General features: G+C 64.8%; 13 protein-coding genes. 8 read left to right on the top strand and 5 right to left on the bottom strand.

What is annotated here, in order from left to right; translation table 11 throughout:
• Positions 1 to 39: 39 nt before the first annotated feature.
• Together carB and ACTEK7_RS24145 are read right to left on the bottom strand one after the other, a co-directional pair.
• Positions 40 to 3,504 carry a carbamoyl-phosphate synthase large subunit gene (gene carB, locus ACTEK7_RS24150; protein WP_225148064.1) on the bottom strand — a complete coding sequence of 1,155 codons (3,465 nt, stop codon included), beginning with the start codon at positions 3,502 to 3,504 and terminating at the stop codon, positions 40 to 42.
• 433 nt (positions 3,505 to 3,937) lie between these two features.
• A complete protein-coding gene (locus tag ACTEK7_RS24145; RefSeq protein WP_036030319.1) occupies positions 3,938 to 4,639 on the bottom strand; it encodes a class I SAM-dependent methyltransferase in 702 nt (233 codons plus the stop codon).
• Positions 4,640 to 4,744: 105 nt separating this feature from the next.
• Here ACTEK7_RS24145 and ACTEK7_RS24140 point away from each other — a divergent pair, with 105 nt between their 5' ends.
• Positions 4,745 to 5,269 carry a Dps family protein gene (locus ACTEK7_RS24140; protein WP_036009542.1) on the top strand — a complete coding sequence of 175 codons (525 nt, stop codon included), beginning with the start codon at positions 4,745 to 4,747 and terminating at the stop codon, positions 5,267 to 5,269.
• Positions 5,270 to 5,408: 139 nt separating this feature from the next.
• On the opposite strand, the gene ACTEK7_RS24135 is transcribed toward ACTEK7_RS24140, so the two are convergent.
• Positions 5,409 to 5,930 carry a cupin domain-containing protein gene (locus ACTEK7_RS24135; RefSeq protein ID WP_225148063.1) on the bottom strand — a complete coding sequence of 174 codons (522 nt, stop codon included), beginning with the start codon at positions 5,928 to 5,930 and terminating at the stop codon, positions 5,409 to 5,411.
• Between the two features lie 246 nt (positions 5,931 to 6,176).
• Positions 6,177 to 7,367 carry a glutamine-hydrolyzing carbamoyl-phosphate synthase small subunit gene (gene carA, locus ACTEK7_RS24130; RefSeq protein WP_225114076.1) on the bottom strand — a complete coding sequence of 397 codons (1,191 nt, stop codon included), beginning with the start codon at positions 7,365 to 7,367 and terminating at the stop codon, positions 6,177 to 6,179.
• A gap of 147 nt (positions 7,368 to 7,514) precedes the next feature.
• Between carA and ACTEK7_RS24125 the strand changes: the two genes are divergently transcribed.
• The 7 genes from ACTEK7_RS24125 to ACTEK7_RS24095 all read left to right on the top strand — a co-directional run bounded on the left by ACTEK7_RS24125 (position 7,515) and on the right by ACTEK7_RS24095 (position 13,253).
• Complete coding sequence (locus ACTEK7_RS24125) at positions 7,515 to 8,225, top strand: alpha/beta fold hydrolase (protein ID WP_225148062.1); 711 nt, start codon at positions 7,515 to 7,517, stop codon at positions 8,223 to 8,225.
• 51 nt (positions 8,226 to 8,276) lie between these two features.
• Entirely contained in the window at positions 8,277 to 8,732 is a 456-nt protein-coding gene (locus tag ACTEK7_RS24120; RefSeq protein WP_225148061.1) for a GatB/YqeY domain-containing protein, read from the top strand.
• 209 nt (positions 8,733 to 8,941) lie between these two features.
• A complete protein-coding gene (locus ACTEK7_RS24115; RefSeq protein ID WP_225148060.1) occupies positions 8,942 to 10,078 on the top strand; it encodes an epoxide hydrolase family protein in 1,137 nt (378 codons plus the stop codon).
• A 189-nt stretch (positions 10,079 to 10,267) separates the two neighbouring features.
• Entirely contained in the window at positions 10,268 to 11,878 is a 1,611-nt protein-coding gene (locus ACTEK7_RS24110) for an acyl-CoA synthetase (RefSeq protein ID WP_225148059.1), read from the top strand.
• A 9-nt stretch (positions 11,879 to 11,887) separates the two neighbouring features.
• On the top strand, positions 11,888 to 12,355 hold the full coding sequence (locus ACTEK7_RS24105) for a MarR family transcriptional regulator (protein WP_057027726.1): 468 nt from the start codon (positions 11,888 to 11,890) through the stop codon (positions 12,353 to 12,355).
• A 98-nt stretch (positions 12,356 to 12,453) separates the two neighbouring features.
• Positions 12,454 to 12,807 (top strand): nuclear transport factor 2 family protein, encoded by a 354-nt coding sequence (locus ACTEK7_RS24100; protein ID WP_249786552.1) that lies wholly within the window; start codon positions 12,454 to 12,456, stop codon positions 12,805 to 12,807.
• A gap of 2 nt (positions 12,808 to 12,809) precedes the next feature.
• Positions 12,810 to 13,253, top strand: a complete 444-nt coding sequence (locus ACTEK7_RS24095; protein WP_036030342.1) for a hypothetical protein — start codon at positions 12,810 to 12,812, stop codon at positions 13,251 to 13,253.
• A 1-nt stretch (position 13,254) separates the two neighbouring features.
• Here ACTEK7_RS24095 and ACTEK7_RS24090 read toward each other — a convergent pair whose 3' ends face one another.
• Entirely contained in the window at positions 13,255 to 15,483 is a 2,229-nt protein-coding gene (locus ACTEK7_RS24090; protein WP_225148057.1) for an ATP-binding protein, read from the bottom strand.
• Positions 15,484 to 15,508 lie beyond the last annotated feature (25 nt).

Raw genomic sequence — 15,508 nt, 5'->3', positions numbered from 1 at the left:
TTGCCAATCACTTAGCGGAAGCTTCGCTGCCGCTAGCGATCAGGTTTCCGAAAAGTAGCTCTGCAGGGTACGAACCTCAAGGTCCCCACCCAAATAGGCGCGGATGCCCTGCGCGGCCGCCACGGCCCCGGAAAGAGTGGTGTAATATGGCACTTTATGCAAGAGGGCCGCGCGCCGCAGCGAGCGGCTGTCGGCCAGCGCCTGCGGGCCTTCGGTGGTGTTGAAGACGAGCTGGACGTCGCCATTGGTGATGGCATCGACGATGTGCGGCCGCCCTTCCAGCACCTTGTTCACCTTCTCGGTCGGGATGCCCTGGTCGGTCAGGAAGCGCGCCGTGCCCGAGGTCGCCAGCACCTTGAAGCCGAGCGAATGCAATTCGCGCACGGCATCCGCGATGCGCGTCTTGTCGCTTTCGCGCACCGAGACGAACACAGTGCCCTTGCGCGGCACCCGCGTGCCGCCGCCGAGCTGACTCTTGGCGAAGGCGACCGCAAACGAGCGGTCGATCCCCATGACCTCGCCGGTCGAGCGCATCTCGGGGCCGAGCACGGTATCGACGCCGGGGAAGCGTGCGAACGGGAAGACCGATTCCTTGACGCCGACGTGCTTGAGCGCCGCCTTCTTCAGCTTGAAATCGGCAAGCTTCTCGCCGGCCATGATGCGCGCGGCGATCTTGGCGACCGGCGTGCCGACCACCTTGGCGACGAACGGCACCGTGCGCGAGGCGCGCGGATTGACCTCGAGCACGTAGATCTCGCCGTCCTTGATGGCGTATTGCACGTTCATCAGGCCAATGACGTCGAGGCCGAGCGCGAGCTCGCGGGTCTGCCGCTCCAGCTCCTCGATCATTTCCGCATCGAGCGAGTGCGGCGGCAGCGAGCAGGCGCTGTCGCCGGAATGGATGCCGGCTTCCTCGATGTGCTCCATGATGCCGACGATGAAGGTGTCCTTGCCGTCGCACAGGCAGTCGACGTCGATTTCCGTGGCATCCGACAGATAGCGGTCGAACAGCAGCGGGTTCTTGCCGAGCACGGTGTTGATCTGGCCGGTCTTGTCGTTCGGATAGCGCGCCTTGACGTCGGCCGGCACCAGCTCCGGCAGCGTGCCGAGCAGATAATCGTTGAGCTGGTTCTCCTCGCGGATGATCTGCATCGCGCGGCCGCCGAGCACGTAGGACGGGCGCACCACCAGCGGCAGGCCGAGATCGGCGGAGACGAGGCGGGCCTGCTCGACCGAATAGGCGATGCCGTTCTTCGGTTGCTTGAGGCGCAGCTTGTCGAGCACGCGCTTGAAGCGGTCGCGGTCCTCGGCGAGGTCGATGGCGTCGGGTGAGGTGCCGAGAATCGGCACTTCGGCGGCTTCCAGCGCACGCGCCAGCTTCAGCGGGGTCTGGCCGCCGAACTGCACGATCACGCCGTGCAGGGTGCCGTTGCTGCGCTCCTTGGCGATGATCTCCAGCACGTCCTCGGCGGTGAGCGGCTCGAAATAGAGCCGGTCGGCGGTGTCGTAGTCGGTCGACACCGTCTCCGGATTGCAGTTGACCATGATGGATTCGTAGCCGGCGTCGTGCAGCGCGAAGCAGGCGTGACAGCAGCAATAGTCGAACTCGATGCCCTGGCCGATGCGGTTGGGACCGCCGCCGAGAATGATGACCTTCTTCTTGTCGGACGGCGCGCTCTCGTCCGCGGGCAGGCCGGCGAACGGCGCCTCATAGGTCGAGTACATGTAGGCGGTGGGCGAAGCGAACTCGGCCGCGCAGGTGTCGATGCGCTTGTACACCGGGTGGACGCCGAGCGCGTGGCGCTTGGCCTTGACCTCGGCCTCCGTCGTCTCGGCGAGCACGGCGAGCCGCGCGTCGGAGAAGCCCATGGCCTTCAGCGTGCGCATGCCGAAGGCGTTGCCAGGCAGGCCGTTCTTCCTGACCTTCTCCTCCATCTCGACGATGCCGCGCATCTCGGCGAGGAACCACGGATCGATCTTGCAGGAGTTGAAGATGTCCTCGTTTGACCAGCCGAGCCGCATGGCCTGGGCGACCTGGAGGATGCGGTTCGGCGTCGGAGTGCCGAGCGCGGCGCGGATCGCGTTCTTGTCGTCGTCGCGGCCGAGGCCCTCGATCTCGATCTCGTCGAGGCCGGTCAATCCCGTCTCGAGCCCGCGCAGCGCCTTTTGCAGGCTTTCCTGGAAGGTGCGGCCGATCGCCATGACCTCGCCGACCGATTTCATCGAGGTGGTCAGCGTGGTCGAGGCGCCCGGGAATTTCTCGAAGGCAAAACGCGGCACCTTGGTGACGACGTAGTCGATGGTCGGCTCGAATGACGCCGGCGTGGCACCGCCGGTGATGTCATTGGCGATCTCGTCGAGCGTGTAGCCGACCGCGAGCTTGGCGGCGACCTTGGCGATCGGAAAGCCGGTGGCTTTCGAAGCCAGCGCGGAGGAGCGCGACACGCGCGGATTCATCTCGATGACGACCATGCGGCCGTCTTCGGGATTGACGCCGAACTGAACGTTGGAGCCGCCGGTCTCGACCCCGATCTCGCGCAGCACCGCCAGCGAGGCGTCGCGCATGATCTGATATTCCTTGTCGGTCAGCGTCAGCGCCGGCGCCACCGTGATGGAATCGCCGGTGTGCACGCCCATCGGATCGAGGTTCTCGATCGAGCAGACGATGATGCAATTGTCTTTCTTGTCGCGCACCACCTCCATCTCGTACTCTTTCCAGCCGAGCACGGACTCCTCGATCAGCACTTCGTTGGTGGGAGACGCGTCAAGGCCGCGCTCGATGATGTCGAGGAACTCTTCCTTGTTGTAGGCGATGCCGCCGCCGGTGCCACCCATCGTGAAGGAGGGGCGGATGATCGCGGGCAGGCCGATCTCGGACAGCGCCATCATGGCCTGGCCGAAAGCGTATTCCTGGTAGCGCTTGCGACGCTCGCTCTCGCCGAGCGTCCACTGCCGATCGAGCTCTTCGAGCGCGGCGCCCGACAGCTTCTCGCGTTCAGCCTGGTATTTCTCGCGGAACGACTTCTTCAGCTCGGAGGCGTTGGCGAGCCGAGACTTCGGCGTCTCGAGCCCGATCTTGGTCATGGCCTCGCGGAAGAGCTGGCGGTCTTCCGCCTTGTCGATGGCGTCGGCGGTGGCGCCGATCATCTCGACGTCGAACTTCTCCAGCGTGCCCTGGCGGCGCAGCGACAGCGCGCAGTTCAGCGCGGTCTGGCCGCCCATGGTCGGGAGCAGCGCGAAGCCGCCGGGAATGACGTGACGTTCCTTCTCGATGATCTTGGCAACGATCTCGGGCGTGATCGGCTCGATATAGGTCGCATCCGCCAATTCCGGGTCGGTCATGATGGTGGCCGGGTTGGAATTGACGAGGACGATGCGATAGCCCTCTTCCTTCAGCGTCTTCACCGCCTGCGTGCCCGAATAGTCGAACTCGCAGGCCTGGCCGATCACGATGGGACCGGCGCCGATGATCAGGATGGTCGAGATGTCGGTTCGTTTGGGCATCACCGCTCACGGGCTGGGATCTGGGCACAAAAAAAGGGCGCGCTTGCCGCGCGTCCCCATTTGGCGAGAGCGCGGGGTCTCCCTCGCGCGCGGGTGGGTCTTAAACCAGTTTTTGGAGCGGCGAAACCCCGAAAAACGCCCATCAACCGCCAATTTTCAGGGGTTTGACGGTGCGTTGCCGGCATCGTCGGGGCGGGCGGGCAGTCCGTCTCCGCTTCCGCTATGCTCCAGCTACGCCGGACACGCTTCGCCCCTTCGGGTCTTGCGTGGCTGCGCCACGCGTAGCCCCGCAGGGGCGAAGCGTGGAGACCCGGCCTGGATTTGAACCAGGATGAAGAGCGATGCACCGCCCCCGCGTAGACATTTCCGCCACCGGGCCATCAGGATTATTCCCGATCGGCGTGCGCCAGGCCACCTCAGCTGATCGTTATGCTTAACGGACCAGAGGCGGCCTCGCGATGAAGGTCATGCGCCAGCGGTTGTGCCCGATATTGCTGTGGGCGCGCTGGACCGCGAAGCCCGCCGCCTTCAGCTTGGCCGTGATCTCGTCCTCGCTGTAGCGCTGCAGTCCGATCTTCGAGCGCAGCTGGCGATAATCCGACAGCGCGGTGCTGATCAGCCCGATCAGCGCGTCCTTCAGAAATCCGTGACGCAGGCCGAACCCGAGCAGCGCCATCACATCCCTGACCATGCCGACATTGGGCTGTAGGATGTCGCCCAGCACCAGCTTGCCGGAGGGTTTCAGGATGCGGCGGATGTTCAATAGCGCCGCATCGAGCTCGTCCGGCGTCATGTATTGTGCGACCGAGTTCATCACGACGAGATCGATCGACTGATCCTGCATCTTGCGGACGTCCTCGAGCGAGCGGACGCGGATCTTGGTGTTTGGGGCAAACCGCGCGATCAGCCGGCCGCGCACGCCCGGCGCGGGCTCGGCCAGGATCAGCATGCCGCAGGCGGCTGCCACCTGGCTCGCCGACAGCGCTTCGCCGCAGGCATAGTCCAGCACCGTCGCATCGGGCGAGGGGATGTAGCCGATGATGTCCCGCGCAATGATCTGGAAGTGCAAGTTGCGATGCAGCTTGCTGACATAGATCGTATGCGTCGAGTCGTAATAATCGATCCAATCGTCCATTGGTATCCCGCCCAGGGGTTCCTATTTAGGAACCGCGCTGCCCACCTTGCGTTAGGGGTGCGGCGGCGCGCCGTCAATGTCCGCGTCCTAACAGGAAGGTCTCCCGTGAGCAAAACCAACAACAAGGTCTCGCCCGAACTCGATACCCCCACGGATCTGTCGCCCGACGGGGTCAAGAAAGTCTCTGAGGCGCTCAACGTGCTTCTGGCCGACGCGTTCGCGCTTTATCTGAAGACCAAGAATTTCCACTGGCACATCAGCGGGCGCCACTTCCGCGATTACCACCTGCTGCTCGACGAGCAGTCCGACCAGATCTTCGCCACCACCGACCAGCTCGCCGAGCGCGTCCGCAAGATCGGCGGCACCACGCTGAAGTCGATCGGCCAGGTCGCAAAGCTCCAGACCATCAAGGACAACAACGAGGACTACGTTCCGCCGCGCGAGATGCTGCGCGAGCTGATGCAGGACAACAAGCACGTCGCAGCCGCGATGCGCAAGGCGCACGACGTCTGCGACGAGGCCGGCGACGTCGCCAGCGCCAGCATTTTGGAGAACTTCATCGACGAGACCGAGCGCCGGACCTGGTTCCTGTTTGAAGCGACGAGGCAGGAGGGCGGCAACGAGGCGTAACGGGATGCGTAGGGTGGGTTAGCCTCGCAGAAGCGCGAAGCGCATCTGCAAGGCGTAACCCACCACTGTCTCTGTCCGCGGAAACAGAAGAGGTGGGTTACGCCTTTGGCTAACCCACCCTACTGCACCACGCGTGTGGCTACCGCCACAACCGCATCAGCGCGCCGTCCTTCCCCGTCACGGGATCAGCCGGCGGCAGCGCCACTTGCGGAATCGTCTTCAGCGCTTTCGCATGGTTCTCCGGCGTTGCGCGCGTGATCTCCATTTTTGCGCCTGGCGGATAGGCGCCGATCACGCAAAAATCATCGCTCGCCTTGACGCATTGATGTCCGGTGCCGGCGGGCAGGATCGCAACGTCGCCGGCCTTGATCTGAAGCTCCTGGCCGTGATCGCCGCCGAAACGCACGCGGGCGCTGCCGCGCGCGACGCCGAGCACCTCATGCACCGTCGCATGATAATGCAGATAATCGTAGACGCCGTTGCGCCACGTCCCGCCCCAGCCGTTCGCTTCGAACAGATTCTCGATGGTCTCTTCCGGGCGCTTTGGGTCGAGCTTCACCGCGCCCTGGTAGACCAGGAACGGAAGGATGTTGTTCGGCACGAGCCCGTCATCCTCGAAAACAATGGCGAGCGGCTCGGCCTTGTCGCGGAGGACGGACATGGCTGTGCTCCTGCGCAAGAATAGCAGGGATCAACCAAACGCGTGCGGCGACGTTCCTCGTTCCACCGTCATTCCGGGGCGACGCGCAGCGTCGAGCTATGATGCGCAATTGCGCATCAGAGAATCCATGACACTGCAAGTCTGTTGCCAGATGGATTCCGGGCTCGCGCTACGCGCGCCCCGGAGTGACGAAAAGCCCGGGGCGAGCCCGGGCTTCTGTCGTGAAGTATCCGTGGAGAACGCGCCTTACGCCCTCTTCCTCTGCCGCATCAGGTCGGCGAAGCGCTGGAACAGGTAATGCGAGTCGCGCGGGCCGGGTGAGGCCTCGGGATGGTATTGCACGGAGAATACCGGCTTGCCGTCGAGCTGGATGCCGCAGTTGGACCCATCAAACAAGGAAATGTGGGTCTGCGTCGCGCCCTTCGGCAGCGTCGTCTCGTCAACGGCAAAACCGTGGTTCATCGAGGTGATCTCGACCTTGCCGGTGGTCTCGTCCTTCACGGGGTGATTGGCCCCGTGATGGCCCTGATGCATCTTCTTGGTCTTGGCGCCGACGGCAAGGCCCAGCATCTGGTGGCCGAGGCAGATGCCGAAGGTCGGCGTGCCCGACTTGATCACGTCGCGGATCACGGGCACGGCATATTTGCCGGTCGCAGCCGGATCGCCCGGACCGTTGGACAGGAACACGCCGTCCGGCTTCAACGCCAGGATGTCTTCGGCGGGGGTCGTCGCCGGCACCACCGTCACCTTGCAGCCGACACCGGCGAGCAGGCGCAGGATGTTGCGCTTGATGCCGTAGTCGATGGCGACGACGTTGAACTCGGGCTTGTCCTGGCGGCCGAAGCCCTTGTCCCAGGCCCAGGGCATCTCGTCCCAGGTGAAGCGCTGGCCGCTCGTCACCATCGGCACGAGGTCCATGCCTTCGAGCCCCGGCCACTCGCGCGCTTCCTCCTTGAGGCCGTGCAGGTCGAACTCGCCAGACTTCGAGTGCGCGATCACGGCGTTCGGCATGCCCTTGGAGCGGATCAGCGCGGTCAGCGCGCGGGTGTCGATGCCGGAGAGCCCGATGATGCCGCGCGCCTTGAGCCAGGCGTCGAGATGCTTGGTGGCGCGGTAGTTCGAGGGATTGGTGATCGCGGTGCGCAGGATCACGCCGCGCGCGCCGGGCGTCGCGGCCATGTTCACCGTCTCGATATCCTCGTCGTTGGTGCCGACATTGCCGATATGCGGGAAGGTGAAGGTGATGAGCTGGCCGGCATAGGAGGGATCGGTCAGAATCTCCTCATAGCCGGTCATTGCGGTGTTGAAGCAGACCTCGCCGACGGCGTGGCCCTCGGCGCCGAGACCAAAGCCCTCCAGCACCGTGCCGTCGGCAAGCACGAGGAGCGCGGTCGGTTTGTGGTCCGGCCAGGCGGGATCGTTGTCATGTTGTGTCATGAGCCCGCTTCATAAGCCCCCCGCGTGTGCACGTCAAAGCGAGAGAGGGCCGATTCACATGCGTTTTTGCATATTTGACAGGCCTCCTCCCACCCTTAAAGCTCGGACGCACAATTTCCGGCAATTTCCTGGGCTTGCGAGGCAATAATGGACCAGACCACCCCCATTGTGCTGGTTCCGGGGCTGGCGTCCTCGGCCCGGATCTATGCGCCCGTGATCCCTGCGCTCTGGCGTTTCGGGCCGGTGACGGTCGCCAACCACATCCGCGACGACAGCATGGTTGCGATCGCCCGCCGCATCCTCGCCGAGGCGCCGCCGTGCTTTGCCCTCGTCGGCCATTCCATGGGTGGCTACATCGCCTTCGAGATCATGCGCCAGGCCAGCGAGCGCGTGACAAAACTCGCGCTGATCAACACGCAGGCGCGGCCCGACTCGCCGGAGGCCACCGCGCGCCGCCGTGCCCAGATGGAGCGCGCCAGACGCGGTGAGCTCCGTGCCGTGCGCGAGGAGAGTTTTCCGGAGCTCGTGCATCCGTCGCGGCGCGACGATGCCGAGATTCTCAGGCTCGTGCATGCGCAGGACGAGGACGTCGGCGTCGAGGGCTATCTGCGGCAGCAGGCCGCGATCATCGCGCGGGCGGATTCGCGGCCGACCTTAGCGACAATCAAATGCCCGACGCTGGTGCTGACGGGCGATGCCGACAACACCATCCCCAACGCCTTCTCCAAGGAGATGGCCGAGGGGATCGCCGGCGCCAGGCTCGTGATCCTCGATCGCTGTGGGCACCTGCCGCAAGCCGAGCGGCCGGAAGCGACCGTTCAAGCGCTGACCGAATGGCTCCGAACCGAGGTTGTCTGAAGGCCACGAACGGCCTAGATCAAGCGTTGGATATTCGAAGGGATCACGATCATGCTGCGCGACGACATCAACAATGCGGTCAAGGAGGCCATGAAGGCCAAGGACGAGCGCAAGCTGTCCACGCTGCGCATGGTCAACTCGACCATCAAGAACGCCGACATCGACGCGCGCGGCAGCGGCAAGCCGCCGCTGTCGGACGCCGACATCCTGGCAGTGCTGCAGAAGATGATCAAGCAGCGTCAGGAGGCGGTCGAGCTCTATGACAAGGGCGGCCGCGCCGAGCTTGCCGCACAGGAGCGCGAGGAGATCGCGGTGATCTCGGCGTATCTGCCGAAGCAGATGTCCGATGACGACGTGAAGAAGGCGATTGCGGATGCGATCGCCGAGACGGGTGCGGGCGGCATGAAGGACATGGGCAAGGTGATCGCCATGCTGCGCGCGAAATACGCGGGCCAGATGGATTTTGGCAAGGCGTCTGGTCTCGTGAAGGCAGCGCTGTCGGGCTAGCTTCTTCCCCTCTCCCCTTGTGGGAGAGGGTGGCTCGCCGCGTAGCGGCGAGACGGGTGAGGGGTGCGATACTCTCCCAGTAGTTCACGCGGATAGAGACCCCTCATCCGGCGCTTCGCGCCCCCTTCTCCCACAAGGGGAGAAGGGGCACCTTTGATGCCGCATAGGTTCGGTCTACTCTCCCGGCAGAAACAAATCGGGAGCAACCGATGACCGCCATCAATCCATTTCGCATCGCCATCAGCGACGACGTCCTCGCCGACCTGAAGTCACGCCTCGCCCGCACGCGCTGGCCGGAGCGCGAGCTGGTCGACGACTGGAGCCAGGGCGCGCCGCTGAAATGGATCCAGGAGATCTGCACCTATTGGGCCAACGAGTATGACTGGCGCTCGCGCGAGACAAAGCTCAATCGCTTCGAGCAGTTCACCACGGAGATCGACGGCCTCGACATCCACTTCATTCATGCGCGCTCGAAGGAGTCTTCGGCGCTTCCGTTGATCATGACCCATGGCTGGCCCGGGTCGATCGTCGAGTTCCAGAAGGTGATCGCGCCGCTCACCGATCCCGCCGCGCATGGCGGCAATCCCGCCGACGCCTTTCACGTGATCTGCCCCTCGCTGCCGGGCTTCGGCTTCTCGGCCAAGCCAAGGACCACGGGCTGGGGCGTCGATCGCATTGCCGCGACCTGGGCCAAGCTGATGGACCGCCTGGGCTACGCGCGTTATGGCGCGCAAGGCGGCGACTGGGGCTCGGCGGTGACGACCTCGCTCGGAGCGCAGGACCCCACTCATTGCGCCGGCATCCACATCACGCTCGCCTTCAACACGGCACCGAAGGTCGAGGGCGAGCCGACGCCAGAGGAGAAGCGGGCGCTCGCCGGCCTCAAGCACTACGCCGATCTCGACTCCGGCTATTCCAAGCAGCAGTCGACGCGGCCGCAGACGCTCGGCTATGGCCTGACGGATTCGCCGAGCGGCCAGGCGGCCTGGATCCTGGAAAAATTCTGGGCCTGGACCGATTGCAATGGCCACCCCGAAAACATCTTCAGCAAGGACGAGCTGCTCGACAACGTCATGCTCTATTGGGCGACGCAGACGGCGACCTCGTCGGCGCGGCTCTATTGGGAGAGCTTTGGCAAGCGCCGCACCACGCCGGTGGTGAAGGTGCCGACGGGTGTCGCGGTGTTCCCCAAGGAGATCGTCACGCCGGTGCGGCGCTGGATGGAGCCGAACTTCCATGACATCACGCATTGGAGCGAGATGGAGAAGGGCGGTCACTTCGCCGCCTTCGAGCAGCCGGAGCTGTTCGTGCAGGATGTCCGGAAGTTCTTCGCGACGGTGAGGTAACTCTCTCGCTGTCATTCCGGGGCGACGCGTCAGCGTCGAACCCGGAATCCATCAGGCAGTGTTTTCCGGTGCTCCGATGGATTCCGGGCTCGCCCTGCGGGCGCCCCGGAATGACGGCGAGGGACTTGTCCCGTGCGCCCGCGGCCCTAGACTGAACGATAATAACAAGACACCGGAAACGACCATACCATGCTGACCGAAGCCGCAACCTACGACGAACTCGTCCGCAACTTCCGTTGGGATATCCCCGCGCGCTTCAACATCGCGGAAGCGTGCTGCGATCGCCATGCCGACGGCACCGGCCGGCTTGCGCTGATCTATGTCGACGACACCGGCGCCACCAGCCGCACCACCTTCGATGAGATCGCGGAGATGTCGCGCCGCTTCGCCAGTGTGCTGAAGGCGGACGGGCTAGTCCGCGGCGACCGCGTCGCGGTGTTCCTGTCGCAGTCACTGGAATTGCCGATCGTGCACATGGCGGCGTTTCGCTCGGCCCTGATCTCGATCCCGCTGTTCGCCCTGTTCGGCGAGGACGCGCTGGAATTCCGTCTGTCGAACTCCGAGGCCAAGGCGATCGTCACCGACGAAGCTGGCTGGGAAAAGCTGTCCAAGATCCGCGACCGCCTGCCGGAGCTGAGGAGCGTCTACATCGTCGGCGCGCGCGTGCCCGCCGGCACGACATCGTTCTGGGATGCGGTGAAGGCCGCTTCGCCCGACTTTACGCGCGCGGACACCTCGGTCGACGATCCCGCCCTGATCATCTACACATCGGGCACGACGGGTAACCCGAAGGGCGCGCTGCATGCGCATCGTGTCGTGCTCGGCCATCTGCCGAACGTGGAGATGTGCCACAACTTCTTGCCCAAGCCCGGCGATCTCATGTGGACGCCGGCGGATTGGGCCTGGATCGGCGGGCTCATCAACGGCCTGCTCGCGTTCTGGTACCACGGCATTCCCCTGGTCGGCCATCGCGCGCGGAAATTCGAGCCGCAAGCGGCGATGCAGATGATGGCCGATCTTGCCGTCCGCAACGTATTCCTGCCGCCGACGGCGTTGAAGCTGATGCGGCAGGCCGGCGTCAAGCATTCCGGCGTCAAGCTGCGCAGCATCTTCACCGGCGGCGAATCGCTCGGGGGTGAATTGCTCGGCTGGGTGCGCGAGACGTTTGGTGTCGACGCGCATGAGGTGTTCGGCCAGACCGAGTGCAACCTCGTGATCGGCAGCAACGCGAACCTGTTTCCGATCCGCCCGGGTTCGATGGGCAAGGCGACGCCGGGCTTCGATGTCCGCATCGTCAACGGCAAGGGCGAGGAATTGCCGCGGGGTCAGCGCGGCATCATCGGCGTGCGCCAGCCGTGCCCCGTCACCATGCTTGAATATTGGCGCAATCCGGAGGCGACCGCGAAGAAATATGCCGGCGACTTCCTGCTCACCGGCGATCTCGGAGTGCAGGACGAGGACGGCTATTTCTGGTACGTCAGTCGCGAGGACGACGTCATCACCACCGCCGGCTACCGCGTCGGCCCTTCCGAGATCGAGCACACGCTGATGAAACATCCGTCGGTGGCCATGGCTGCGGTGGTCGGCATTCCGGATCCGATCCGTACCGAATCGATCAAGGCCTGGATCGTGCTGCGTCCGGGCTTTGCCGGCAGCGACGCGCTCGCGCGCGAGATTCAGGACTTCGTCAAGGTGCAGCTCGCCGCGCACGAATATCCGCGCTTCGTCGAATTCACGGAGACGCTGCCGATGACGGCGACCGGCAAGGTGCTGCGCCGCGAGCTGCGGGCGAGAGGCTAGCTTCCAATCATGGCAAAGACGTCTCAAGCCGCGGGGCTTCACCGCGCTTCGCTTGCAAAGCTGCACGAGCTCGATACGGCGCTGGAGCTCATGTATTACGGCTGGCGCGGCATGACGCTTGAGGCCGACGCATATCTGGCCAAGCAGGGCCTGTCGCGTCCGCACCATCGCATCCTCTACGTTGTGGCGCGCCGGCCCGACATCGCCATCGGCGCGCTGATCGAGATCCTCGGCATTTCCAAGCAGGCCCTCAACCGGCCGCTCAATCTGCTGCTGGAGCGCAAGCTCCTGACCTCGAAGCGGGCGCCGGAGCAGCACCGCTCGAAATTGCTGCGCCTGACGGAAGCGGGGCGGCGCATCGAGCAACGGGCCTCGGACCACGAGCGCCAGGTCCTGCGCGAAGCGTTCGCGCGCGCCGGGGCGAGCGGTGCGGCGGGATGGATCGGCGTGATGGAGGCGATCGCCGACAACAACTGACCGAAATCTCAAGTCAACATAGTTGACATGAGGCGCGCGCTTTGCCACCTTCCTGGCCACAAGCCGAAGGGAGGATCCGTGTCGTGAGCGGACAGGCAATGGACCGCGCGGCCGCCGCAAGCTTCGTCGCGGCATGGTGCGCGAACTGGCGCAAAGTGGACATCGACGCGGTCGTCGCCCATTTCGCCGACGATGCACAGATGCGCAGCCCTCTCGCGCTCACCCTGACGGGGTCTACGACCGTCACCGGCGCCGAGAACATTCGCGCCTACTGGCGGAAAGCCTACGGCCACATCGAAAGCGCCGACCTGAAGATCCTGGACTGGAGCTGGGACGAGGCGATCGCGCGACTGACGGTGTGGTGGCAATTGGGCGATACGCGCGCCAGCGAATTCATGGACTTCGACGATGCGGGCCGTGTGGTGCGCAGTGAAGCCTTTTACGGAAAATGACCATGCGATTTTCGGATATCGTCCTGCTTCTCAACACGCTCTGGTTCGTGGGCGCGTTCATCCAGTTCAGCATCGCGCAAACCAACACGTTGAAGATCCTGCTGCCGCGGGAGGAGCGCAGCAATCCGATCGCGCCGACCCTTGCGGCGAGCGTTGCGTTCCTCGGCGGCATGAATCTGCCGATCGGGCTCTTGTCGCTCTATCTTCTGGCCGCCCGTCCGTCCTTCTTCCAACCGGTCGAAGCGCAGCTCGCGCTGTTCCTGTTCTTTGCCGCCTGCCATTTCAGCCAGTTCGCCTATAACGTCCCGGTGCTGATGCGCGGCGGCCGCGTCGGGGTGGCCTATTGGCCGGTGTTGAAGGGCCCGATGCTCCGGATCTTCGTGATCGATGCGGCTCTGTTCGCCGCCAATCTCGCAGTGGCGCTGCAGCTCACGATCGCGTCCTGATCTAGCGCGGCGGCTCCGAGAGGGCCGCGCGCAGCATTGCGGCGAGCTCCTTGCGCCGGAACGGCTTGGTCAGAATGCGCGCGTCGATCCCGTCGGGCGTCTTGACCGGATCCTGGCTGTAGCCGGACGTGAAGAGCACCTTGAGGCCAGGCCGCAGTTGAACGGCCTGCCTCGCCAGCTCCGGCCCGAACATGCCGCCGGGCATCACGACGTCGGTGAACAGCAGCTGGATGTCCGCGGACTGGCGCAGCACGTCCAGCGCCGCGGGTCCGTTTGCCGTCGTGATGACGCGGTAGCCGAGCGCCTTCAGCTCGTTCTCGACATAGGCGCGCACCATGTCGTCGTCCTCGACGACGAGGATCGTCTCGTACCCCTCGGGTGCGGCGACACGCGCTGCCGGTGACGGCTCCTCGCTCGACGACGTTGGCAGGCGAGGAAAGAACAGCCTGACCACGCTGCCTTGACCCGGTTCGGACTGCATCTGCACGAGTCCGCCGGATTGTTGCGCAAATCCGTAGACCATGCTGAGGCCAAGGCCGGTGCCCTTGCCGACCTCCTTGGTGGTGAAGAACGGCTCGAACGCGCGCTGCAACACCTCGCTGCTCATGCCGGACCCGGTATCCTTCACGGCCAGCATGACGTAGTCGCCGGGCCGCGGCTCGCCGTTGACGTCGAGGTCGGATTCACCGAGCGATGCATTCCGCACCTCGACCATCAGCTTGCCGCCGTCAGGCATCGCGTCGCGCGCGTTGAGCACGAGGTTGAGCACGGCCGTCGCCAATTGGCCGGGATCGACGCTGGCGAGCCAGAGATCCGGCGCGAATGTGAAGCTGGATTCGATGTGCTCGCCCAGGGTCCGCTGCAGAAGCTGCTTCATGCCGGTCACCTGCTCGGCGATGTCGATCTCGCGCGGCCGCAGCGGCTGCTTGCGCGCGAAGGCGAGCAGGCTCCGCGTCAGGTCGGAACCCCGCTCGGCGGCGGTCGCAATGTCGTCGGCGATCCGGTGCAATTCCTTGTTACCTGCAAGCCTGTCGGCGAGGTGTTCGGAATTGCCGAGAATGACAGTCAGGAGATTGTTGAAATCGTGCGCCACGCCGCCCGTGAGCTGGCCCATGGCTTCCATCTTCTGCGACTGGCTGAGCTTGTGGCTGAGATCGGCGATGGCGGCGCGCTGCTGCTCGAGCGATTCGGCCGTGCTGTTGAGCAGCGTCATCAACCCGCCGAGCTCGCCCCCCGGGTGGGGCTCCGGAATGCGCGCGCTGAGATCGCCGTGCCCCAGGCTCTTCGCCATGGCGGCGAGCCGCCCGACCTGCCGTCCGATGCTCACCGTCGTGAGGATCCAGAGGCCGGCGAGGAGCAGCAGCGAGGCCACCGCCAGGATCGCCATGTCCTCGTAAAGCCGGCGGTTCGCTGCCGCGATCAGTCCGTCCTTGGACCGCCCTACCAAGATATAGAGTCCGGCCTTGCGGATCGCGGGCGAGCGGGCAACGCCCCAGATCTGCGTGCGGCCGTCGCGATCGGCGATCTCCCGGAATGGTTCGCCGTCGGGATCTGCCGCGAAACGGAACAGGTCGGAGCCCGCAATGGAGCCGCCGATGGGTACGCTCCAGCCGCCGCGCTTGGGGGCGGCCAGGACCGTGCCCTTGGCGTCGACGAGCAGGATGTCCTTCTCGGCGAGCAGCCGCTTGTCGTGAAACTCCGCGAATTTGTTCAGGTTGAAGGAGGCCAGCAGCACGAATTTCAGCGCGCCTGTATCCGATCGCACCGGATAGGCGATCTGCAGCACCGACAGTCCGGTGAGGCGGCCGAACACCGGTTCCACCGCGACGAGGCCGTGAAGAGTCTGGACCTCTTTGAAATAGCCGCGGTCGTTCAGGTCGAGCGTGCGGTTGGTCCGCAGCGAGTCGCAGAACAGCCTGCCGTCGGGATCGATGGTCAGGATACCCGTGAACTGCGGATATTCCTCGCGGACATCCGACAGAAACGCCGAGCATGCCGCCTTGTCGCGCGTGTCGAGGTCGCGGGCGCGGGCGAGCCCGTAATGAAGCTGGGCAGTCCCCTGGATCTTCTCGCCGAGATCGCTGGCGATGTCGTCGGCGGATGCGGCGAGATTGGCCAGCGCCGCGTCGATCTCGCTCGTCCGGTTCTGCACGAAGCGCAGCCCGACCAGAATCGCCGGCACGAGCATGGCCGCGATGACGAGGATAAGTAACCGGGTACGCAGGCTCATCGGTGGGCGATCGGCTCTCGGGCGA

The sequence above is a fragment of the Bradyrhizobium sp. JHI2711 genome (assembly GCF_056156565.1).
The sequence above is the reverse complement of the archived record's forward strand: the minus strand, read 5'-3'. Positions and strand labels throughout refer to the sequence as shown.

Excerpts from the sequence above, each read along its gene's own strand:
- carB (WP_225148064.1), bottom strand. The coding sequence starts at position 3,504 with ATGCCCAAACGAACCGACATCTCGACCATCCTGATCATCGGCGCCGGT.
- ACTEK7_RS24145 (WP_036030319.1), bottom strand. The coding sequence starts at position 4,639 with ATGGACGATTGGATCGATTATTACGACTCGACGCATACGATCTATGTC.
- ACTEK7_RS24135 (WP_225148063.1), bottom strand. The coding sequence starts at position 5,930 with ATGTCCGTCCTCCGCGACAAGGCCGAGCCGCTCGCCATTGTTTTCGAG.
- carA (WP_225114076.1), bottom strand. The coding sequence starts at position 7,367 with ATGACACAACATGACAACGATCCCGCCTGGCCGGACCACAAACCGACC.
- ACTEK7_RS24125 (WP_225148062.1), top strand. The coding sequence starts at position 7,515 with ATGGACCAGACCACCCCCATTGTGCTGGTTCCGGGGCTGGCGTCCTCG.
- ACTEK7_RS24120 (WP_225148061.1), top strand. The coding sequence starts at position 8,277 with ATGCTGCGCGACGACATCAACAATGCGGTCAAGGAGGCCATGAAGGCC.
- ACTEK7_RS24115 (WP_225148060.1), top strand. The coding sequence starts at position 8,942 with ATGACCGCCATCAATCCATTTCGCATCGCCATCAGCGACGACGTCCTC.
- ACTEK7_RS24110 (WP_225148059.1), top strand. The coding sequence starts at position 10,268 with ATGCTGACCGAAGCCGCAACCTACGACGAACTCGTCCGCAACTTCCGT.
- ACTEK7_RS24105 (WP_057027726.1), top strand. The coding sequence starts at position 11,888 with ATGGCAAAGACGTCTCAAGCCGCGGGGCTTCACCGCGCTTCGCTTGCA.
- ACTEK7_RS24100 (WP_249786552.1), top strand. The coding sequence starts at position 12,454 with ATGGACCGCGCGGCCGCCGCAAGCTTCGTCGCGGCATGGTGCGCGAAC.
- ACTEK7_RS24095 (WP_036030342.1), top strand. The coding sequence starts at position 12,810 with ATGCGATTTTCGGATATCGTCCTGCTTCTCAACACGCTCTGGTTCGTG.
- ACTEK7_RS24090 (WP_225148057.1), bottom strand. The coding sequence starts at position 15,483 with ATGAGCCTGCGTACCCGGTTACTTATCCTCGTCATCGCGGCCATGCTC.